General features: G+C 69.8%; 15 protein-coding genes. 10 read left to right on the top strand and 5 right to left on the bottom strand.

Annotated elements, in window-relative coordinates; genetic code table 11:
* The first annotated feature begins 90 nt into the window (after nucleotides 1-90).
* Both purL and BLR05_RS03170 read left to right on the top strand, forming a co-directional pair.
* Nucleotides 91-4,134 (top strand): phosphoribosylformylglycinamidine synthase, encoded by a 4,044-nt coding sequence (gene purL, locus BLR05_RS03175; protein WP_092832284.1) that lies wholly within the window; start codon nucleotides 91-93, stop codon nucleotides 4,132-4,134.
* A gap of 96 nt (nucleotides 4,135-4,230) precedes the next feature.
* Nucleotides 4,231-4,611, top strand: a complete 381-nt coding sequence (locus tag BLR05_RS03170; RefSeq protein ID WP_225979301.1) for a hypothetical protein — start codon at nucleotides 4,231-4,233, stop codon at nucleotides 4,609-4,611.
* Between the two features lie 44 nt (nucleotides 4,612-4,655).
* Here the strand turns inward: BLR05_RS03170 and BLR05_RS03165 are convergent, their stop codons facing one another.
* A complete protein-coding gene (locus BLR05_RS03165; protein WP_092832283.1) occupies nucleotides 4,656-6,440 on the bottom strand; it encodes a putative bifunctional diguanylate cyclase/phosphodiesterase in 1,785 nt (594 codons plus the stop codon).
* A gap of 201 nt (nucleotides 6,441-6,641) precedes the next feature.
* Here BLR05_RS03165 and BLR05_RS03160 point away from each other — a divergent pair, with 201 nt between their 5' ends.
* Nucleotides 6,642-7,634, top strand: a complete 993-nt coding sequence (locus tag BLR05_RS03160) for a DUF808 domain-containing protein (protein ID WP_092832282.1) — start codon at nucleotides 6,642-6,644, stop codon at nucleotides 7,632-7,634.
* Between the two features lie 101 nt (nucleotides 7,635-7,735).
* On the top strand, nucleotides 7,736-8,338 hold the full coding sequence (locus BLR05_RS03155) for an OmpW/AlkL family protein (RefSeq protein ID WP_092832280.1): 603 nt from the start codon (nucleotides 7,736-7,738) through the stop codon (nucleotides 8,336-8,338).
* A 102-nt stretch (nucleotides 8,339-8,440) separates the two neighbouring features.
* On the opposite strand, the gene BLR05_RS03150 is transcribed toward BLR05_RS03155, so the two are convergent.
* Both BLR05_RS03150 and BLR05_RS03145 read right to left on the bottom strand, forming a co-directional pair.
* Nucleotides 8,441-10,228 carry a cache domain-containing sensor histidine kinase gene (locus tag BLR05_RS03150; RefSeq protein ID WP_092832278.1) on the bottom strand — a complete coding sequence of 596 codons (1,788 nt, stop codon included), beginning with the start codon at nucleotides 10,226-10,228 and terminating at the stop codon, nucleotides 8,441-8,443.
* Nucleotides 10,229-10,267: 39 nt separating this feature from the next.
* Nucleotides 10,268-11,296, bottom strand: a complete 1,029-nt coding sequence (locus tag BLR05_RS03145; protein WP_092832276.1) for a metal-dependent hydrolase — start codon at nucleotides 11,294-11,296, stop codon at nucleotides 10,268-10,270.
* Nucleotides 11,297-11,541: 245 nt separating this feature from the next.
* On the opposite strand from BLR05_RS03145, the gene egtD reads away from it, so the two are divergent.
* Nucleotides 11,542-12,480, top strand: coding sequence for an L-histidine N(alpha)-methyltransferase (gene egtD / locus BLR05_RS03140; protein WP_092832274.1), 939 nt, complete (start codon nucleotides 11,542-11,544; stop codon nucleotides 12,478-12,480).
* Nucleotides 12,481-12,498: 18 nt separating this feature from the next.
* Nucleotides 12,499-13,902: an ergothioneine biosynthesis protein EgtB gene (gene egtB, locus BLR05_RS03135; RefSeq protein ID WP_092832272.1), complete on the top strand. Its 1,404-nt coding sequence runs from the start codon at nucleotides 12,499-12,501 to the stop codon at nucleotides 13,900-13,902.
* 11 nt (nucleotides 13,903-13,913) lie between these two features.
* Here egtB and BLR05_RS03130 read toward each other — a convergent pair whose 3' ends face one another.
* Both BLR05_RS03130 and BLR05_RS03125 read right to left on the bottom strand, forming a co-directional pair.
* Entirely contained in the window at nucleotides 13,914-15,200 is a 1,287-nt protein-coding gene (locus BLR05_RS03130) for an O-acetylhomoserine aminocarboxypropyltransferase/cysteine synthase family protein (RefSeq protein WP_092832271.1), read from the bottom strand.
* Nucleotides 15,201-15,622: 422 nt separating this feature from the next.
* Nucleotides 15,623-17,632, bottom strand: a complete 2,010-nt coding sequence (locus tag BLR05_RS03125) for a peptidase U32 family protein (protein WP_092832269.1) — start codon at nucleotides 17,630-17,632, stop codon at nucleotides 15,623-15,625.
* A gap of 149 nt (nucleotides 17,633-17,781) precedes the next feature.
* On the opposite strand from BLR05_RS03125, the gene xopV reads away from it, so the two are divergent.
* From xopV to tadA, 4 genes are all read left to right on the top strand, one after another.
* The gene (gene xopV / locus BLR05_RS03120) at nucleotides 17,782-18,792 is read left to right on the top strand and encodes a XopV/AopV family type III secretion system effector (protein WP_092832268.1); all 1,011 of its coding nucleotides are present in this window, start codon (nucleotides 17,782-17,784) and stop codon (nucleotides 18,790-18,792) included.
* Nucleotides 18,793-18,966: 174 nt separating this feature from the next.
* Nucleotides 18,967-20,097 carry a branched-chain amino acid ABC transporter substrate-binding protein gene (locus BLR05_RS03115; RefSeq protein ID WP_192883933.1) on the top strand — a complete coding sequence of 377 codons (1,131 nt, stop codon included), beginning with the start codon at nucleotides 18,967-18,969 and terminating at the stop codon, nucleotides 20,095-20,097.
* Between the two features lie 107 nt (nucleotides 20,098-20,204).
* A complete protein-coding gene (locus BLR05_RS03110) occupies nucleotides 20,205-20,450 on the top strand; it encodes a hypothetical protein (protein WP_092832264.1) in 246 nt (81 codons plus the stop codon).
* Nucleotides 20,451-20,502: 52 nt separating this feature from the next.
* Complete coding sequence (tadA, locus tag BLR05_RS03105) at nucleotides 20,503-21,957, top strand: tRNA adenosine(34) deaminase TadA (protein ID WP_092832263.1); 1,455 nt, start codon at nucleotides 20,503-20,505, stop codon at nucleotides 21,955-21,957.
* Nucleotides 21,958-22,041 lie beyond the last annotated feature (84 nt).

The following is a 22,041-nucleotide window of genomic DNA, read 5'->3' as shown; positions in this document are numbered from 1 at the left end:
CGCCCCGGAGGCTGGCCCCATTCAGCGGCCCGCCCGCCGGCCGCGGCCTCCTGCTCCGAGACCCATCCTTTCCCGCAACAGGCCGCCAAAGTGACCCTGCACCTTACCTCGTTCGAAGGCAGCAACGCCCTCAGCCCCTTCCGCGTCCAGCAGCTCCTGCCCCGCCTGCAGGCCATCCACGACCGCATCGAGGCAGTCGCAGCCCGTTTCGTGCACCTGGTGGCTACCGACGCCGGGCCGACGCCGGCCGACCGCGAGCGCCTGGCGGCCCTGCTCACCTACGGCGATCCCTATGCCGGCCCGGATTCCGGCTCCGCCATCGTGGTCGCGCCGCGCATCGGCACGGTGTCGCCGTGGGCTTCGAAGGCCACGGACATCGTGCGCAATTGCGGGCTGCACGTGCGCCGCGTGGAGCGGGTGACCGAGTACCGGCTGTCGCTGCGCCCGGGCCTGCTGGGCGGCGTGCCTACGCTGACCGACGCGCAAAAGCAGGCCGTGGCCGCGCTGCTGCACGACCGCATGACGGAATCGGTGCTGTGGGACCGGGCCGGTGCGGCCGACCTGTTCACCGAACTGCCTGCCGTGCCCATGGAGTTCGTGGACGTGCTGGGCGGCGGGCGCGCCGCGCTGGAAGGCGCGAACACCCGCTGGGGCCTGGCGCTGGCGGACGACGAGATCGACTACCTCGCCAATGCCTTCACGTCGCTGCGCCGCAATCCCACCGACGTCGAGCTGATGATGTTCGCGCAGGCCAACAGCGAGCACTGCCGCCACAAGATCTTCAACGCGCGGTTCACCATCGACGGCCAGGAACAGGACAAGAGCCTGTTCGCGATGATCCGCAACACCCACCAGCTCGCGCCGCAGCACACCATCGTCGCCTATTCCGACAACGCATCCATCATGGAAGGCAGCGCGGTTGAGCGCTTCATCGCGCCGGCGGCCACCGGGCGCGCTGCCCATGACGTGCCGGCCTACCGCAAGAGCGATGCGACGCACCATGTGCTCATGAAGGTGGAGACGCACAACCACCCGACGGCGATCTCTCCGTTTCCCGGCGCCTCCACGGGCGCCGGCGGCGAGATCCGGGACGAGGGCGCGACGGGCCGCGGCTCCAGGCCCAAGGCCGGCCTCACCGGCTTCACCGTGTCCAAACTCTGGGGCGGCTGGAGCGACCAGGCGGGCGGCAAGCCCGAGCACATCGCCAGCCCGCTGCAGATCATGGTAGAGGGCCCGCTGGGCGGCGCGGCCTTCAACAACGAATTCGGCCGGCCGAACCTGCTGGGCTACTTCCGCGAGTACGAGCAGGACGTGGCGGGCGTGCGCCGCGGCTACCACAAGCCCATCATGATCGCGGGCGGCCTGGGAGTGATCGATGCGGGCCTGACCACGAAGATCGAGTTCCCGGCCGGCACGCTGCTGATCCAGCTGGGCGGGCCCGGCATGCGCATCGGCATGGGCGGTGGCGCGGCCAGTTCGATGGCCACGGGAACCAACGCGGCCGAACTCGACTTCGACTCGGTGCAGCGCGGCAATCCCGAGATCGAGCGGCGCGCGCAGGAGGTCATCAACCACTGCTGGGCGCAGGGCGCGCAGAACCCGGTCCTGGCGATCCACGACGTTGGCGCGGGCGGGCTGTCGAACGCGTTCCCCGAGCTGACCAACGATGCGGGCCGTGGCGCGCGCTTCGACCTGCGGGCCGTGCAACTGGAGGAATCCGGGCTGGCGCCCAAGGAGATCTGGTCCAACGAAAGCCAGGAGCGCTATGTGCTGGCGATCGCACCCGAATCGCTGGAGATCTTCCGCGCGTTCTGCGAGCGCGAGCGCTGCCCCTTCGCCGTGATCGGCACGGCCACGGGCGAGCGCCAGCTGGTGCTCGAGGACACGGCCGTGGAGGCGGGCGACCAGAAGTTTCCCGTGGACATGCCCATGGACGTGCTGCTGGGCAAGCCGCCCAAGATGCACCGCGACGTGAAGACGGTGCGCCGCGAGGCCGCGCCGATCGAGCTCACCGGCGTGCCGCTGCAGAAGGCCGTGATCGACGTGCTGGCGCACCCCACGGTGGCCTCCAAGCGCTTCCTGATCACCATCGGCGACCGGACGGTGGGCGGGCTGTCGCACCGCGACCAGATGGTAGGCCCGTGGCAGGTGCCCGTGGCCGACTGCGCGGTGACGCTGGCCGACTACCGCGGCTTCGCGGGTGAGGCGATGTCCATGGGCGAGCGCACGCCGCTGGCCGCGATCGACGCGCCGGCCTCGGGCCGCATGGCCGTGGCCGAGGCGATCACCAACCTGCTGGCCGCCCCGATCGAGCTGCCGCGCGTGAAGCTGTCGGCCAACTGGATGGCAGCCTGCGGCGAACCCGGCGAGGATGCCGACCTGTACGCCACCGTGAAGGCCGTGGGCATGGAGCTGTGCCCGCAACTGGGCATCAGTATTCCGGTGGGCAAGGATTCGCTTTCCATGCGCACCGTATGGACGAGCCCCTCCGTTAGCGGGAAGGACGACGGCGGCTCCGCGCGGAAGGTCACCTCGCCGGTGAGCCTGATCGTGAGCGCGTTCGCCACGCTGTCCGATGTGCGCGGCACACTCACCCCGCAGCTCGACGCGCAGCAAGAGGACACCACCCTGGTGCTGGTGGACCTGGGCCGTGGCCGGTGCCGGATGGGCGGCAGCATCCTGGCGCAGGTACTGGGCCAGGAAGGCGGCGAGGTGCCCGACCTGGACGACGTGCAGGATCTCGTGAAGCTGGTGGACGCGGTGAACGCGCTGCGCGCGCAGGGCCGCATCCTGGCCTACCACGACCGCAGCGACGGCGGCCTGCTCGCCGCGGTGGCCGAGATGGCCTTCGCGGGCCATGTGGGCGTGGCGCTGAACGTCGATCTGCTGGTGACCGAAGGCGACGGCATCGCCGACAGCCGCATGGAAACGGGCGACGCCAAGAACTGGGCGCAGCAGGTGAGCGCGCGGCGCGAGGAACTGACGCTCAAGGCGCTCTTCAATGAGGAACTGGGCGTGGTGCTGCAGGTGCGCACCGCCGAGCGCAACGAGGTGATGCAGACCCTGCGCGAACACGGCCTCTCGAAGTTCAGCCACTTCGTGGGCAAGACCCGTCCCGCTGCATCCGCGATGGACGTGGGCAAGGGTGAGCTGCAGGTCTGGCGTGACGTCAAGGCGGTGTTCAGCGCATCACTGTCGGACCTGCACCAGGTGTGGGACGCCGTGAGCTGGAAGATCTGCCAGCAGCGCGACAACCCGGCCTGCGCGGATGCGGAGCATGCGGCGGCCGGAGCCGCCCATGATCCGGGCCTGCATGTGGCGCTGACGTTCGATCCCGCGGACGACGTGGCGGCACCGTGCCTGAACCTCGCACGGCCGAAGGTCGCGATCCTGCGCGAACAGGGGGTGAACTCGCATATCGAGATGGCCTACGCCTTCAACGCAGCGGGCTTCGACGCCTATGACGTGCACATGACCGACCTGCAGTCGGGCCGGGCGAAACTGGCCGACTTCAAGGGCGTGGTGGCCTGCGGCGGCTTCAGCTACGGCGACACGCTGGGCGCGGGGATCGGCTGGGCGCGTTCGATCACCTTCAATCCGGTGCTGTCCGAGCAGTTCCAGGGCTTCTTCGGCCGCGCCGACACCTTCGGCCTGGGCGTGTGCAATGGTTGCCAGATGTTCGCCGAACTCGCGGACATCATTCCGGGTGCCGGGGCCTGGCCGCGCTTCACCACCAACCAGAGCGAGCGCTTCGAGGCCCGCCTGTCGCTGGTGGAAGTGCTGGAGTCGCCCAGCCTGTTCTTCGCGGGCATGGCCGGCAGCCGGCTGCCGATCGCCGTGGCGCACGGCGAGGGCTATGCGAACTTCGCGCGCCGGGGCCATGCCGCCCAGGCGATCGCGGCGATGCGCTTCGTGGACCACCACGGCGCTGCTACCGAGCAGTATCCATTCAACCCCAATGGCAGCGCGGGCGGCCTCACGGCGGTGACCACGGCGGACGGTCGCTTCACCGCCATGATGCCCCACCCGGAGCGCGTGTTCCGCAACATCCAGATGAGCTGGACCAGCGGCGACCGCAGTGCGCTGAGCCCGTGGATGCGCATCTGGCGCAATGCGCGCAAGTGGGTGGGGTGAGGCAGGGGGCTTTGGCGGGCGGGCGGGCGGAGGCTGGTGGCGTTCTGCCTTGCATGCAGCGCGCCAGCCGTCTTTGCAGCAGAGGCACGGGACGCCGTGCTGTCCCGCCCGTATGCCCACGCAGAGATCCGGAAAATCGTCATCGAGCGCCCTGCAGCGCAGGCGCGATTCGCCCCGGACGTGGATTGCCGCGGCCTGGCGCTGGACGCCCGGCGCGTGAAATCCTTCCTGCGGCACGCCGCCCTCACGGACAGCGGTTCGTACCGGCGCAATGCCATCCTGGACGATTGCTCGGCCGATGCCACCGTGGTGTTTTCGGATGGCAGGACCGCGACGGTATCCATCGACAGCGGAACGGGGTGGGGTACGGTGAGCCTCGGCCGCTCGCGGTTTCTGGCCTGCGACGCGTGCGTGGATATCCTGCAGCCGGACTTCAACTTCGATCCGCGGCGCAGGCCGTCCGACGCGGAGCGCTAGTTCCCTTTACGGCCCGGCCGCGGCTCCGGCCGTTGCCCGTCCGTTCAATCCTGCTCCAGCGTGACGAGCTGGTTCCAGCGCCGCACGAAGGCGAACGCCTGGTCGGGCGGCAGCGGGCGGCTCAGGTAGTAGCCCTGGACCTGGTCGCAACCCAGCTCCATCAACTGGTCGAACACCTCGGCCGTTTCGACGCCCTCGGCCAGCAGGCGGTAGCCCAGGGTGTGGCCCAGCTGGACCATGCCGCGCACGACGTCGAGGGCGCGGGCATCGGTGCCGATGGGCCGGATCAGGGCCTGGTCGAGCTTGAGCACCTCGGCAGAGAGGTCGTACAGGCATCCGAAATTGCAGTAGCCCGTGCCGAAATCGTCGAGTGCGACACGCACGCCCAGCGCGCGGGCCGCCTTGATGCCCTCCAGGGTCGGTCCCTCCGTCAGGACGGCGTTCTCGGTGCATTCGATCTCGAGGCGCGACGGGGCGAGGCCGTGGCGCTCGAAGGCATCCTGGAGCATGCCGGCGAATCCGGGCTGCTCGAGGTTGCGCGGCGACACGTTGATCGCCACGTCCACCTCCAGGCCGGCGTCTTCCCACGCGCGAATCTGCGCGAGCGCCGTGTGCAGCACCCATTCGGTGACGGCCTGGATGTACGTGGTCTTTTCGAGCAGGGGAATGAAGTCGCCGGGCGATACGGGGCCCAGTTGGGGATGGTCCCAGCGCAGCAGGGCTTCCACGCAGGTGTAGCGCGTGGAGGCGCGTTCGAACTGGGGCTGGTACACCAGCCGGAATTCTCCCGCCATCAGCGCGCGGGGGACGCTCGCCATCAGTTCGTAGGAGCGGCGGTAGCTGAGGTCCACCGTGGCGTCGTAGGTGCAGACCGCCGTGTCGGGTACGGATTGGTGGTAGAGGGCTGCGTTGGCACGCCGCAGGGCATCCAGGGCGTCGGCCGGTTCGAGGGTGAAGGGGGCCAGGCCCACGCGCCTCCGCTGGTTGATGACGATGCCTGAGCCCGACAGTGGTGCGATCAGCGTCTGGAGTAACTGCTGCGTGAATTGCTGCAGGGCGTGCTCATCCGCGGTACGGAGCACCATGGCCAGCCGGGCGACGCCGGTATGGTAGATGCGGGACTGGCTGCCGAGGAAGAAGGACAGCCGCTTGCCGGCTTCGTAGGTGAGCTGTTCGATGGGCTGCATGCCCACGGCCCGCACCGCGTCCATGAGGCCGTCGTGCGGCAGGAGTTCGAGCAGGGCCAGTATGCGGCCTTCGCCGGGCGCAGCGCGGCACAGGCCGTCGAGGTCCTGCAGCAGCTGGGACCGGTTGGGAAGCAGTGTGGCTTCGTCGAGACGCGAGGCGGAGCACTGCAGGTCGATCTGGGCCATCACGAGCGCGGCCAGGTCTTCCAGCTGACGCTGTTGCGAAGCGTCGAACGTCCGCGGCACGGTATCGATCAGGCAGAGGCTGCCCAGGTGGTGGTGGCCCCGCAGGATGAGCGGGGCGCCGGCATAGAAGCGGATGTGTGGGGGCCCCGCGACGAGCGGGTTGGCCGCGAAGCGCGGGTCTTCCAGCGCGTTTTCCACCACCATGACGTCCGACGAACGGATGGTGTGGTCGCAGAAGGCGTCCTCGCGGCAGGTCTCCCGGACCGGCAGCCCCACCTGCGATTTGAACCACTGCCTGTCCGCGTCCACCAGGCTGACGAGCGCGATGGGAACGCCGAAGAGGCGGCTGGCCAGCCGCGTGATGCGGTCGAATTCCTCGGTCGGCGGCGTGTCCAGCAGGCCGGTGGCCCGCAGGGCCGTCAGCCTTTGCTGTTCTGCGCTGAGCGAGGGGGTCATGGGAGCGTTGGGAAATGCGTGCGGAAGGCCGCCTCGGGAAGAGACGGACGGTCCTGCCGCAGAGGATATGCAATTATTGCGGCCTTGGCGTTTGCAAGGGTGTTCCCCTCCGGAGCATCGCAGCGGCGGACGGGGCGTTGCCGGACAGGAGCGGCCGCGCATGGCCCCCATAATCGGCGCCTCTCAACCACGGAGCTTTGCATGGCCGGCGCCAGTCTTTTGACCCTGCTCGACGATATCGCCGCGGTGCTCGACGACGTCGCCCTCATGACCAAGGTGGCTGCGAAGAAGAGTGCCGCAATGGCCGACGACGTGTCGGTGATGACCAAGACGGCCGCCCAGAAGACGGCCGGCGTGCTTGGCGACGACCTCGCGCTGAACGCGCAGCAGGTGACCGGGGTGCGTGCCGAGCGAGAACTGCCGGTGGTCTGGGCGGTGGCCAGGGGCTCGCTGGTGAACAAGGCCATCCTGGTGCCGGCCGCGCTCTTGATCAGCGCGTTCATTCCCTGGGCCGTCACGCCCCTGCTGATGCTGGGCGGTGCCTTCCTTTGCTTCGAGGGCGCGGAGAAGCTGGCGCACCGGTTCCTGCACCAGGACGGCCCGGTGGAGGCGGCGGACCGCGAGGCCCATGCGCAGGCAGCGGCGAACGCCGCGGTGGACCTGGCGGCATTCGAGAAGGACAAGGTGCGCGGGGCGGTGCGCACCGATTTCATCCTGTCTGCAGAAATCATCGCGATCACGCTGGGCACGGTGGCCGGAGCGCCTTTCGGCCAGCAGGTGGCAGTGCTCTCCGGTATCGCGCTGATCATGACCGCCGGGGTGTACGGCCTGGTCGCCGGCATCGTGAAGCTCGATGACGTCGGCCTCTGGCTCAGCCGGCGCTCCCTGGGCGTCGTGCGCGTGCTGGGCCGTGGCATCGTGGCGGCCGCTCCCTGGCTGATGAAGGTGCTCTCCGTCGCCGGCACGGCGGCCATGTTCCTGGTGGGGGGCGGCATCCTGGTGCACGGCCTGCCGCCGCTGCACCACGCGGTGGAGGGACTGGCTTCCGCTGCCGGGCAAGGGCATGGCGGGTTCCTGCAGTTGGTGGTGCTCAACCTGCTCAATGCCGCGAGCGGCATCGTGGCGGGCGCGCTCGTGCTGGCCTGCGTGACGCTGGTGCAACGCTGGCGCGGCCGCAAGGCCGGCGCGCATTGAGGCACGCATGGCCCTTTGATCTGTGGCAAGGCGGCCAGGGCGTTTTGCAAGCCCAATGCGTTCACGGGGGCCGTCCCCGTTCAACCGCATCGAGTTTCCCTATGAAAAAGAATCTGCTCGCCCTGGCTGCCCTGTGCGTTCTGACCTCCGGCGCCGCCCACGCGCAGGCCACCGACGGCCAGGGCCCCTGGCTGGTCCGCGCCCGTGCGGTGCATCTGGACAGCTCCAACAAGGACAGCACCGGCCTGGGCCTGTCGATCAACAACAAGACCATTCCGGAAGTCGATATTTCGTACTTCTTCGACAAGAACATCGCCGCGGAACTGGTGCTGACGGTGCCCCAGAAGCAGGATGTGCGCTCCAGCGCGCTGGGCGCCCAGATCGGCACGCTGAAGCACCTGCCGCCGTCGCTGATGGCGCAATACCACTTCGACGCACCCGGCTTCCGGCCCTACGTGGGCGCGGGCATCAACTACACCCGCTTCTCCAGCGTGCGCCTGCCCGCCGGAGTGAGCATCGACAAGAGCAGCTGGGGTGGTGCGCTGCAGGTCGGCGTGGACATCCCGCTCACCAAGAACCTGTCACTGAACTTCGACATCAAGAAGGTGTACATCCGCACGGACGTGGCTGCCAATGGCGCCAAGCTGGGCACGCTGAAGATCGATCCGGTGCTGGCGGGCGTGGGCCTGGGCTGGCGCTTCTGACCGCACACGCCAGGATGGGGCCGGCGCGCATGCGCCGGCCCTTTTGCTTTTCAGGAGGCCCGCACGAGGTCCGGACACCGCTGCGGGGCGGCGGGCGCAGCCTCAGGCTGCGGCCTGGGGTGCAGGCGTCTGCATCGGCAGCTCCAGCGTGAAACACGCGCCATGGCCGGATTCGGAGGCCACGCCGAGCCGGCCGCCCATGAGTTCGGCGAGCCCGCGCGACAGCGCCAGCCCCAGGCCCGTGCCGCCGTGCTGGGTGCTCACCTCGGCGCTGCCCTGGCTGAATTTTTCGAAGATGACCTCGTGCAGGTCGGCGGGGATGCCGGGGCCGGTATCGATGACCCGGAAGCGCAGCACGGGGCCTTCGGCGGTGTCCACCTCCAGCCGCACGCCGCCGTTGCGGGTGAACTTGAGCGCGTTGCTCAGCAGGTTGTTGAGGATCTGCTTCAGGCGCAGGCCGTCGCACCGCAGCATGTGCGGCACGTCGGGCGCGATGCGCATTTCCAGCGTGAGCCCTTTCTGCGCGGCGGAGATGGCGAAGAGGTCCACGGTGGTGCCGACGAGCTCGCGCACGGCATGGTCCCCGGGCGCGATGGGCATCGCGCCGGCCTGCACCTTGGCGAGGTCGAGGATCTCGGACAGCAGGGTGTTGAGATGTTCTGCCGCGCTGCGGATCAGGCCTGCGGCCTCGCGGTAGGACGGCTGCTCCAGCCGCTGTTCCATGAGCTCCGCGAAGCCGTGGATGCTGGTGAGGGGCGTGCGCAGTTCGTGCGAGATGGCCGTGAGGAACTCGCTCTTGGCGCGGTTGGCGGAGCGGGCCTGGGCCTCGCTTGCCGCGAGTGCCACGTTCTTCTGCTCCAGCTGCCGCAACCCCTTCAGGAAGCCCGCGCACAGGGCGACCAGCGCCGCGGAAAAAAGTCCGGCGAACACCACGGTGAAATTCCGCATGGTCCTCCATTCCGCCAGGGCCTCGTCGTCGGCCGTGGATACCAGGACGGTCAGCGGGTACCCGGGCACGCGGTGGAAGGCGGTGATGCGGCTCAGCCCGTCGACGTGGCTGACGCGCTGGTAGGTGCCCTGCGTGCGGGTGGTGTCCAGGAGGGGGTGGTCGGGGGGGAATTCGATGACCTGGTCGATGTCGCCCGCCTGGGTTCCTATCACCCGGGCCAGCATGCCGAAGTCCGCCCCCATCAGTACGACCGCTCCCTGGGCGCCGATGTCCACGCCGCCGTATACCTCGTCGAAATAGTTCGGATTGAGCGAGGCGACCACCACGCCGTGCAGGTGGCCGTCGCTGCCGATGATGGGCCGGCTCAGCTGCATGGTCCGGCGGCCGGAAACCCGGCCCGTGACGGGCTTGCCGATGAAGAGGCCCGATGCGGACACCTGGGTGCGCGCACGGGACACCTTGGCGGGCTCCAGGTGCACCCGGATGTGCTCGCGCTCGCTCAGGTCAGTATCCGGACTGCGGAAGCCGGAGGGGTCCAGGTTGCTGCCCACGAACCGGCCGTCGGTGCCCACGATGGAAAGCTGGGTGAGGATGTCCGGCGCCAGGCCGGTCTCGTTGGCGAACAGGGCGTAGTCCTCCTGCGTGAACTCTCCGCTGCGCACTTCCGCCGCCACGCGCAGCGTGGCCTGGTCGACGGCCGCCAGGACCCGCAGCGTCTGCTCTTCCAGGACGCGTGCCAGGTTGGCGTTCTGCCGCTGCTGGGACTGCACCGCATCCTGCCATTTGGTCTGCAGCGATATGGCGACGAGCGCCCAGGTGGCGGTGAGCGCCAGGAGCAGGGTTCCCACCACCAGCGCGCGCAGCCGCCGCCCGCCCTGGGCGGTGTGCGCAGGCACTGCCGGCAGGTGCTCGGTGGCCCTACGGGTGGATGGATCGGACATGGGGCTAGCTTGCCACGTTCTTGTGCGGGAAGGAACGCATCAGGGCCGGGAGGCAGTGCCGAAAATGCCGTCTCCGCCACCTTCCCCGAGGATGCGCCGCCCGAGGGCCGGCAGCGCGGTGGCCGCATCGGGGCGCTGCCATGTCTGGACCACGGTGGCGCGGCCCGCCGCCAAGTCCGCGGGCGTGCCCAGATCGAAGTGGAAGGTGTAGGCGGGCTCCTGGCCCATGCGCAGATCCGTGATCTGGACGTGGCCTCCCTGCTCGCGCATCCGGTAGAAGCCATGGCTGAAGGCGGCCACGCGCCGCACGGGTGTCCGGGCCCCTAACTGCGCGATGAGGGCCTCGCCCCGGTCGTGCAGGGTGAAGTGGATGGGACGGCGGCCGTCGGCAAGCGCGTAGAACCCCTCCGCATACTGGCCGGGCACCATCGCCACCACCCGCCAGGCGAGGGTGTTGAACGGCGTGGGCGTCACGAGCACCTCGCTCGCCGGACAGCCGATGGCTTCGAGCGATGTCCGGGCGATGCCCGCGACATGCTGCTGTACCGCGAAGCCCCAGGAGAGGTAGGCGGTGCTCAGCCACAGCCCGGCCGTGTTCCAGCGCAGGCCGCGCCGGCCTGAAACCGCCAGTGCCGCGACCACCCCCACGATGAGCGGCACGGTGTAGAGCGGGTCGATGATGAAGATACTGCCCACTCCGTAAGGGTGGTCGGTGAATGGCCGCAGCAGTTGCGTGCCGTACACCGTCATCCAGTCGAGCAGCGGATGGGTCACGAGCGCGAGCCAGAGGGCCAGCCACCAGCGCTTCCACTGGATGCTTTCCCCGTGGAGCCGCGCCGCCAGCCCGCCCAGGAAGGGCGCGAGGAGCGAAAGGTAGAGCAGGGCGTGGCTATCGGCCCGGTGCAGGACCATGTTGGCGATCGGGTCGCCATGGTCGATCAGTGCGTCCAGGTCGGGCAGCGTGCCTGCCACGGCCCCCCACAGCGCGGCCTTCCAGGCAGTGGTGCGCCGGCCCATGGCAGCCAGGGAAACGGCGGAGCCGAGGGCGATCTGGGTGAGGGAATCCATGCAGTGGCGATGAGCGTCGGCGAAAGGAGTTGCCGTGCGGGCGACGGGCGCGGCCGGGCGAGCACCGCAGCGGCCGCATTCTAGGGCGAACGATGCGCAGGCGTCCTACAAGCCCGGCGGAAGCTCTCTGCAATGCTGGGCACCGGCCATAGCGCCCAGCGCCGCAGCCGCCCGGCATGGCCTGAAAACTCCGCCGCCGCCCTGCTGCTCCGGCGGCCCTTTCCCCTTCAGGAAAAGAGACCCCGATGAACGCCCATGCCCTCCAGCAGTCCGAATCCGCCCATGCCGACATCATTCCCGGGCTGCTGCGGCATCCGGCCTGCATTTCCCCCAAGTATTTCTACGACGAGCGGGGGTCGGAGCTCTTCGAGGAGATCACCCGGCTGCCGGAGTATTACCCCACCCGCACCGAGCAGGCCGTGATGGCGCGCCATGGCGAAGACATCGCCCAGGCGGCGGGAGCGGTCGAGACGGTGATCGAACTGGGTGCCGGCAATTGCGAGAAGGTGCAGCCGCTGTGCCGGCTGCTGCGGCCGCAGCGCTTCGTGGGGGTGGATATTTCCGCGGATTTCCTGCGCGGCGCGGTAACGCGGCTGCAGGAGGCCCTGCCATGGCTGCTGGCGGAGGCCGTGGCGGGCGACCTCACGCAGCCGGTGGTGCTGCCCCACGACATTCCCCGCGCCCGCCGGCTGGTGTTCTACCCGGGCTCCTCGATCGGCAACTTCGATCCGCCGCAGGCCCTGGCGCTGCTCTCGCGCATGCGCGGCCTGGTGGACCGCGACGGGGGCGTGCTGGTCGGCTTCGACCTGCCCAAGGACGTGGCCGTGCTCGAGGCGGCGTACGACGATGCGGCCGGGGTGACGGCGGCGTTCAACCGCAACGCGCTGGAGCACGTCAACCGGCTCATCGGAAGCGACTTCGTGGCGCAGGACTGGGAGCACCGCGCCTTCTTCGACCGGCGCCTTTCGCGCATTGAAATGCACCTGGAGACGCCCCGCGGCGCGCAGGTGCGCTGGCCCGGGGGCGGACGCGTGTTCGCGCCCGGCGAGCGCATCCATACCGAGAACAGCTACAAGTACACGCTGCCGGCCTTCCAGGCCCTGCTGGCACGGGCGGGCTTCTCCCGCGCGCGGGTCTGGACCGATGAGCGCGGATGGTTCGCCGTGGCCTACGCGCAGCCCTGACTTCGAGAGGCACATGCCATGACCCCTTCCCTGAGCCTCGTGCGCCGCGCGGCGCCGAGCGCCGTACCGGCCGGTGCGGCCGCGCTGCAGGACCGCTACGCCCAGGTGCGCCGGGCCTCGCTGGCGCTGGCCCTGCCGCTGTCCGATGAGGATTGCTGCGCGCAGTCCATGCCCGACGCGAGCCCCGTCAAATGGCACCTGGCGCACACCACGTGGTTCTTCGAGACCTTCGTGCTCGAGCCGCGCGAGCCGGGTTTCGCCCCATTCCATCCGGCGTTCCGCGTGCTGTTCAATTCCTACTACAACGGTGTCGGGGACAAGCATCCACGCCCCCAGCGCGGACTCCTCACGCGCCCGGCGATGGCGCAGGTGCTGGAGTACCGGCAGGACGTCGATACCCGCATGGCCCGGCTCCTGGCCGGGCTGCAGGTGCAACCGGATCCGCAATTGCAGGCCCTGGTGGAGCTCGGGCTGCAGCACGAGCAGCAGCACCAGGAACTGATCCTCACCGATGTGAAGCACCTGCTGTCGTGCAGCCCGCTCTGGCCGGCCTACCGGCTGCAGGGCGCGGGCGGGGCGCCGGCGGGTCTGCAGGAGCGGCAACCCGAGCCTGCCGAGGCGGATGCCCTGCGCTGGCGGCGGTTTTCCGGCGGCGTCACCGAGATCGGCCACGACGCACGCGCCGACGGCGCCGGGTTCGCCTTCGACAACGAAGCGCCCCGGCACCGCGTGTACCTGCAGCCCTACGCGCTGGCCTGCAGGCCGGTCAGCACGGGCGAGTACCTCGCTTTCGTCGAGGCCGGAGGCTACCGGGATGCCTCGTTCTGGCTGGCCGAGGGCTGGGACTGGATGCAGGCCATGAAACTGCAGCATCCGCTCTACTGGCGCCGGGGCGCGATGGAAGGCGGCGATGGTGCGGGCTGGCACGAGTTCACGCTCGCCGGCCCCCGGCCGCTCAGGCCGTCGGCTCCCGCGGTGCACCTGTCCTATTACGAAGCGGATGCGTACGCGCGCTGGGCCGGAGCGCGCCTGCCCACCGAGGCGGAATGGGAGGCCGCCGCGGAGGCATCGGGCGTGTGGACCGGGGACGGGCATTTCGCCGACGGTGGCGTGCTGCACCCCCGCGCGGCACCGGGTGTCCCTCGTCCGGACCCGGACGGCCAGCCGCCCCTCGACCAGCTGTTCGGCGACATCTGGGAGTGGACGCAGTCCAGCTATGCGGCCTACCCGGGCTTTCGCGTGGCCGACGGCGCCGTGGGCGAGTACAACGGCAAGTTCATGGTGAACCAGTACGTGCTGCGGGGCGGATCCTGTGCGACGCCCCCGGGCCATGTCCGCGCCAGCTACCGTAATTTCTTCCCTGCCACCGCGCGGTGGCAGTTCTCGGGCCTGCGCCTCGCGCGCGACCTGGAGAACGCCTGACCGCCGCTGCATCACACGGCTCCCAGCGCCTGTGCGAGGTCGGCGGTGAGGTCGTCGATGTGCTCGATGCCCACCGACAGTCGCACCATGCCTTCGCCCACGCCGGCCTGCTGCAGCTCCTCGGGGCCGAGCTGGCGGTGGGTGGTGGAGGCGGGATGCGTGGCCAGCGAGCGCGCATCGCCGATGTTCACGAGCCGTGTGAAGAGCTGCAGGGCATCCAGGAAGCGCGCGCCGGCCGTGCGGGGATCGGCGCCGGGCACGGAGCGCAGCTCGAATGAGAGGATGCCGGAGGCCCTGCCGCCGAGCAGGCGCTGCGTGATCGCGTGGTCGGGGTGGCCGGGCAGGGCGGCGTACCGCACCTGGGCCACCTTGGGGTGGCGCTGCAGGTAGTGCGCGACGGCCAGCGTGTTGTCGCAGATGCGGTCCATGCGCAGGGCCAGGGTTTCGATGCCCTGCAGGATCAGGAAGGCATTGTGCGGAGAGAGGGTGGCCCCGGTGTTGCGCAGCGGCACGACGCGCGCGCGGCCGATGAAGGCCGCCTCGCCCAGGGCTTCGGTGTACACCACGCCGTGGTAGCTGGGGTCGGGGGTGTTGAGGCAGGCGAAGCGCTCCTTGTGTTGCGCCCAGGGGAACTTGCCGCTGTCCACGATGGCACCGCCGATGCTGTTGCCATGGCCGCCCAGGTACTTGGTGAGCGAGTGGACGACGATGTCCGCGCCGTGCTCGATGGGGCGCAGCAGGTAGGGGCTGGGCACGGTGTTGTCCACGATCAGCGGCACGCCGTGGTCGTGCGCCACCCGCGCCAGCGCGGCGATGTCGGTCACGTTGCCCAGCGGATTGCCGATGGATTCGACGAACACCGCCTTGGTGCGGCCATCGATGTGCTGCGCGAAACTGGCGGGGTCGCGCGGGTCCGCGAAGCGGGTGGTGATGCCCTGGCGCGGCAGTGTGTGCGCGAACAGGTTATAGGTGCCGCCATAGAGCGTGCTGGCTGAGACGATGTTGTCGCCGGCCTCGGCGATCGTCTGGATCGCGTAAGTGATGGCTGCCATGCCCGACGCCAGCGCCAGCGCGGCGATGCCGCCTTCGAGCGCCGCGACGCGCTTTTCGAGCACGTCGTTGGTGGGATTCATGATGCGGGTGTAGATGTTGCCCGGCACTTTCAGGTCGAACAGGTCCGCGCCGTGCTGGGCGCTGTCGAAGGCGTAGGCCGCCGTCTGGTAGATGGGCACCGCCACGGCCCGGGTGGTGGGGTCGGGGGCCTGTCCGGCGTGGACGGCAAGGGTCTCGATCTTCATGCGGTGCTGTCTCCCTGGAGTCGTTGGGCGGGCCGGTGTCTCGGCGCGTGCGGGCCATTGTGTCGGTTCGCACCGCCACGCGGAACGAACCGATCGCTATGTGCTTATGACTTCCGTGCATCCACTGTCCCGCTCCGCCGCGGACTGTGCAGGAGCTGGCACGCCGGTTGCACCCTCGGCGGCATGGAGGGGCATCCCGTACCCTGGTTGCCTGAAGGAGCACGACATGGCCATTCTTTTTCCTGAAACCCAGCCGACCGCCGGCAGCAGCCCCGGCAAGAGCGATCTCGCCCAGGGGCTCGTGCCTGCCGATGCCGGGCCGGGTACTGCCGCCTCCTGCGGGGCGGAGACGGCAAGCGTGCCGGCGAAGGGCACCGCTGCCGGGTCAGCCCACCGGAACCGACGCGCAGGGTTCGCCCGCTTCAGTGCGGCGCGCCGGGCACGGGACGCGTGCGGTAGAACTGCACCGGCACCGCGTGCGCCTCGCGCGCCTGCTGGTTCTGCACGGATTTCTTGATCCGGCCGACCACATGCATCTCGCAGGGCTTGCAGTCGAAGCGCAGGGTGAGCTTTTCCTTGCCGTTGATCAGGTGCAGGGGCTCGGCCTTGATGGTGCCCTTGACGCCGATCACGCCCTTGGCCTGCTTGGGGCACAGGCTCATGGAAAAGCGCACGCAGTGCTTGGTGATCATCAGGCTCACCTCGCCCTCCTCTTCCTGGCTTTCGTAGGCCGCGTCGATCACCTTCACCCCGTGCTTCATGTAGAAATCGTGCGCCTTCTGGTTGAACACGTTGGCCAGGTAGGTGAGCGTGTCCTCGGGGAAGGGGGCCGGCGGCTCGACGGGCCGCGCGCGGGGCAGGCGCTGCAGGCCGTCGGCACGTGCTGCCTCCAGCGCCGCTACGGCGTCGCGGCGCAACGGGTTCAGCACGGAGGCGGGCACGAACCACGGCTGCCGCATCGCGACGGCGATGTCATGCGCGTGGAAGATCGTCGCGCCGAAGCGGCCGATCTGCTCGCGCAAGGCGACTTCCGAGCGCCCCGCATCGGTGGCCGGCTCGTGCGCATGCGCCACCTCGGCGGTGCCGGTGAAGCCGTCTTCGTCGGTGAGCGTGAGGGCGAAGCCGGAATCGGTGTCCGTGAAATGCGCCCAAAGGCCGATGCGCCGTTCGCCGGATTTCTTCTCGAGCGTGCGCACCCAGTCCATGTCCCGGTTGCGGTTGATCTCGGTGCCGCGGCGCAGGTCCCTGAAGCCCTCCATCGGGTCCTTCGGGAACACGCGCCAGTGGTTGCGGGACTTGCCGGGCGCTGCCTCGGCGCGGTTGATCGCCACGCCCACGAGCTCTTTCTGCAGGTCCCAGTAGCACAGGCCGTCGCCGTTGTGCAGCACCGTGTCGGGCGCATGGGTTTCCAGCTCTACCCAGTTCGGGCCCACCTGCGTGACCCAGCCGATGGCCTGGCCGGGGTTCTTGGGTGTGTCGAAGGCGCCGATGTCTTCCTTGCGGCCGTTCACGAAATAGTCGGTGAACTCGCGGTTGAAGTTCTGGTTCGGGTCGGGGGTGAAGGTGAAGCGCGTCTGGCCGCTGGAAGAGCGGGCCAGGGGCGCGGCGGAGGTCTCGCGCTCCTCGATGATTTCGTCGAGCAACCGGCGGTAGTGGGCCGTGACGTTCTTCACGTAGGCCATGTCCTTGTAGCGTCCTTCGATCTTCAAGCTGCGCACCCCCGCGTCGATGAGGGGGCGCAGGTTGGCCGACTGGTTGTTGTCCTTCATCGAGAGCACGTGCTTGTCGTGCGCGATGAAGCGGCCGGCGTCGTCCGTCACCTGGTAGGGCAGGCGGCAGGCCTGGCTGCAGTCGCCGCGGTTGGCGCTGCGGCCGGTGTGTGCGTGGCTGATGTAGCACTGGCCGCTGTAGGCCACGCAGAGCGCGCCGTGGATGAAGAACTCGATCGTGCAGCGCTCCGGATCGGTCGCCGCGCGGATGGCCGCGATCTCCTGCACGGTGAGCTCGCGCGCCAGCACGATCTGCGACAACCCGGCATCCTGCAGGAAGCGCGCCTTCTCGGGCGTGCGGATGTCGGTCTGGGTGCTGGCATGCAGCTGGATGGGGGGCAGGTCGATTTCCAGCAGCCCCATGTCCTGGATGATGAGCGCGTCGGCGCCGGCCTCGTACACCTGCCAGGCCATGCGGCGGGCGCCTTCGAGCTCGTCGTCGCGCAGGATGGTGTTGAGCGTGACGAAGATGCGGCTGTGGAAGCGGTGGGCATGGCGGATGAGCCGCTCCAGGTCGCGCAGTTCGTTGCCCGCGCTGGCCCGCGCGCCGAAGGCCGGTCCGCCGATATAGACGGCATCCGCGCCATGGTTGACCGCCTCGATGCCGATGTCGGCGTCGCGGGCGGGGGAGAGCAATTCGAGCTGGTGGGGCAGGAGGGACATGGGGCGCGATTATCCCAGGAGGCCGTTGCCCTGGGCCTGGGCCGTCGCCGCACTTCGGCCCGCGGCAGCCCGGCTTCGCCTGGAGCCTGTCCCGATTCCCTTGCAAGCCATAGCCTGGATGCTCTCCAGAACCTTGCACGAGCCAGCCCATGCCCATCTCACCTGTCCGGTCGTCCAGCTCTCTTTCACCCACTGCATCGCTGCGCAGCGCCCCTGCGGACAGCGGCTTCACGGCGCCAGGCCAGCCCGGGCCCGCCGCCACGCCTTTGCGGCGCTCGCTTTCGTCGCCGTACCTGAGCCCGCTTTCGGCGCGCGATCGGGAGGCCGGCATGCGCCGCGAGGCCGCCCTGGCGGCCCGGTTCGGCAGTTGCCAGCCCGCGCGGGGCAAGACAAAAACCGGGGCGGATGGCCAGGTGGGCCACCGCAGCCCGATACAGAAGCAGGAACTCGAACCGGCGCAGCAGGGCTACCGCCGGGTGCGCGTGAACCCGACGCGGGTGCTCATCGCGGAGCACCAGGGCCCCGGAAGCAGCACATTCTTCATCCGCCGCCAGGCCGACCTGGAGGCGGTGCAGCGGTTCGACGGGCCGGTGGATGCCGCAGGCCGGGGCGCGGGCCCGCTGCAGGATCTACTGCGCCTGGACGACCTGCGCGCCCACCGGGTCCAGTACAAGTGGGACATTTCCGCCAACGGCTCGCTGGTCATCGGTGAAGTGCTGGTCGGAGCCCCTGAGGGCGTGCGCGAGCATGTCGCGGCCGGGCTCCGGAAGAAAGCCGAAGACACCGCCCGTATGCCGGCGGCAAAAGAGAAAAAGAAGAAGGACCCGAAAAAGGACGCCGCCGGTGACGCGGGCCCCGATCCACGCCAGTTCATGCTGGGCCACGTGACGCTGGTGGGAGGCGCGCTCGTCGCCGAGCCGTGGCAGGCCACGCGCGGTCTGCCGCAGGCGCATATCAGCGGGACGCTGTATGCCCGCCCGGACGGTACGCTATGCATCGACAACGATTCCGGCCGTTTCAGCGAATACGAAGACCGTGTGCCCGGGCATCTGCAATCGGTGGCGGACATGTTCGCGCGGCTCGGCCTGCCGGTGGCCGTGGATTGGACGCCCAAGACCCCCATCCCCCTGGCGCGTCCGGCGCCGCACGCTCGGGGATGAGCGGCTGGCGGCGCCGCCACCCGGCTGCACCGATTTGGCGCGGCTTCGCTCCGAAATGGTGCGACTGCCGGTACGATAGTTCCGGCGCCCGCTCCGTGCGGGGCCGCTTTCCGCCATTCCAGAGACTGTCAGGAGACCTCCGAAGTGCCTTCCGTTTTCCGCTTCCTCCCCTCGATGCCCTGTGCCGCGGCCGCTGCCGCCGTGCTGTCCGCCTTCGCCGCCGCGCCCTCCGGTGCGCAGGACGTGCAGACCGTCAGGATCGGGCATGCCGGCCCCGTCTCCGGCGGCATAGCGCACATCGGCAAGGACACCGAGAACGGCGTGCGCATGGCGGTGGACGACCTCAACGCGCAGAACCTCGTCATCGGCGGCAAGAAGATCCGCTTCGAGATTGCGGCGGAAGACGACGCCGGCGACCCGCGCCAGGCCACGGCCATCGCGCAGAAGTTCTGCGACCTGAAGGTGGCGGGCGTGGTCGGCCACCTGCAGTCGGGCACCTCCATCCCGGCGTCCTCGCTCTACGACAAGTGCGGCCTGCCGAACATCACGGCCGCCGCCACCAATCCCGACCTGACCAAGCCGGGCTACAAGACCACTTTCCGCCTGATCGCCAACGACAGCGCCCTGGGCGCCGCCCTGGCCATCTACGCGGCCGACCACCTCAAGCTCAAGACCGTCGCCGTCATCGACGACCGCACGGCCTACGGCCAGGGCGTGGCCCAGGTGTTCAAGGCCACGGCGCTGCAGAAAGGCCTGAAGGTGGTGGCCGAGGAGTTCACCAACGACAAGGCCACCGACTTCATGGCGATCCTGACCTCCATCAAGCCGAAGAAGCCCGATGCGATCTTCTACGGCGGCCTTGATGCCCAGGCCGGCCCGATGCTGCGCCAGATGGAGCAACTGGGCATGGGCGAGGTGAAGTTCTTCGGCGGTGACGCGCTCTGCACCGAGAAGCTGCCCGATCTGTCCGCCAGATCGGCGGTGCTCAGGAACGTGACCTGCGCCACCGGAGGCGCCTCCGTCGCCAGGATGCAGGGCGGCGCGGAGTGGAAGAAGCGCTACGACGCCAAGTTCCCCGGCCAGTTCCAGATCTACAGCCCCTACGCTTACGACGCCACCATGGTGCTGGTGGACGCCATGAAGCGCGCCGACTCGGTGGATCCGAAGGCCTATACCCCCTTCATCGCCAAGACCCAGTACAAGGGCGTGACCGCCAATGTGTCCTTCACGCCCAAGGGCGAGCTGACGGCGCCCGCCGTGACGCTCTACCACTACCCGGCCAACGCGCGCGTCGCGCTGAACTGAGGCTGCCGGCCTCCGGCACGCCGCGGCATCACCGCGGACGGCGCCGGTTCCGATACAGTGGCGTGCCGCGCCGCCCGTGCAGCGGTGATGAACGAGGAGCGACGGTTATGCGCATGGCATTGGGACTGGTGGGCCTTCTGGTGGCCCTGGCCGTGGTGGCCCTGCTGGTGAAGCAGCAGGTGGGCAGCACGCGGGTGGCGGTACCGGTGGTGCCGGGCGCGCAGGCACCGGCCTCCGGAGCGTCGGCACCCACGGTGCAGATGCAGGGCCGGCAGGTGCAGGAGCAGGTGCGCCAGCAGGTGGAGTCGCTCATGCAGCAGCCGCGGCCCATGCCGGACGACGAGGCGAAGTGAAGACCCTTCTGCGCACAGGACGCGGACCTTCGCGGGCCCTTGCCGGATCCCCATGGGCCCGCTAGCGGGCCCGGGCCCCGCTCCCGCCAACGCGAACCGGCAGGCCGACGAGGCATGGATGCGGATCGCGCTGCAGGAGGCCGCGGAAGCCGCCGCGCGGGGAGAGATCCCCGTGGGCGCGGTCGTGGTGCGCGGCGGCGAATTGGTCGCGCGCGGCGGCAATGCGCCCATCGGAGGCCACGATCCCACGGCGCACGCGGAAATCGTGGCGCTGCGGGCCGCGGCCGAGCGCCTGGGCAACTACCGGCTCGACGGCTGCACGCTGTACGTGACCCTGGAGCCCTGCGCCATGTGCAGCGGCGCCATGCTGCACGCCCGTCTGGACCGGGTGGTGTACGGCGCCCCCGACGCCAAGACCGGCGCGGCGGGTTCGGTGGTGGACCTGTTCGCGCAGCCGGCACTGAACCACCATACGTGCATCGAGGGCGGCGTGCTGGCGCAGGAGTGTGGTGCGCTGCTGAGCGGCTTCTTCCAGTCGCGGCGCCAGGCCCAGCGTGCCCATGCGCGCGCCGTCCATCCCTTGCGGGACGATGCGCTGCGCACGCCGGACGCGCGCTTCGCGGGCCTGCCGGACTGGCCCTGGGCTCCGCGCTATGCCAGCGACCTGACGGCGCTGGCGGGCCTGCGCATGCACTACCTGGACGAGGGGCCGCGCGATGCGCCCCGCACCTGGCTGTGCCTGCACGGCGCCGGCAGCTGGAGCTATCTGTTCCGCCACATGCTGCCGGTCTGGCTGGCTGCCGGCGACCGCGTCGTGGCGCCCGACCTGATCGGTTTCGGCCGCAGCGACAAGCCCAAGAAGGAGGGTGCGCACACGCTGCCCTGGCACCACCGCACGCTGGCGGAACTGGTGGAACGTCTCGAACTGCGCCGCACCGTGCTGGTCGTGCAGGGCGAAGGCGGGCTGCCCGGCATGGCGCTGCCGGCTGCGCCGACCGACGCGCTGCCGGACGCCGCCGGCCGGTTCACCGGGCTGCTGGCGATCAATGCCTGGCTTCCACCCGGCGACGGCGTGCCGCTGCCGCCAGGCCTGGCGGCCTGGCGCAAAACGCTGGCCGCACGGCAGGCGGCAGTGCTGCGCCCTGGCGCCGCGCCGGGCCTGGATGCCGCTGCCGCAGCGGCCTGCGAGGCACCTTTTCCCGAGGCGGGCTACCGCGCCGCCCTGCGCGCGGGCCTCCACTGGCTGCCCGCCGCGCCGGATGCCGGATCTGCCGCCATCGTGCGCGCCGGCCGCGCCTTCTGGTCGGCGCCAGAGCGCCGCAGCGCGGTCGCGGTCGGCGCGCGTGATGCGGCCTGGAGTGCCGCGGCCCTGGCGGATGCACGCGCGGTGCCGCCCTGGCCCGCGGGCGGGGGAGATCCCTGGGTCTGGCCCGATGCCGGCCACCTGCTGCCGGAGCGCCACGGCCCGGAACTGGCGCGCCGCGCTGTGGAATACTTCCACACATGAGCGGCGCACCGCAGACGCCGCCGACGCGATCCTTTCCGCCCCCTTTCTTCCCCGCCTTTGCCGGAGCGGGCCTTTCGGCCCGAC

The organism is Paracidovorax cattleyae, from assembly GCF_900104515.1.
Classification (GTDB): Bacteria; Pseudomonadota; Gammaproteobacteria; order Burkholderiales; family Burkholderiaceae_C; genus Paracidovorax; species Paracidovorax cattleyae.
The sequence above is the reverse complement of the archived record's forward strand: the minus strand, read 5'-3'. Positions and strand labels throughout refer to the sequence as shown.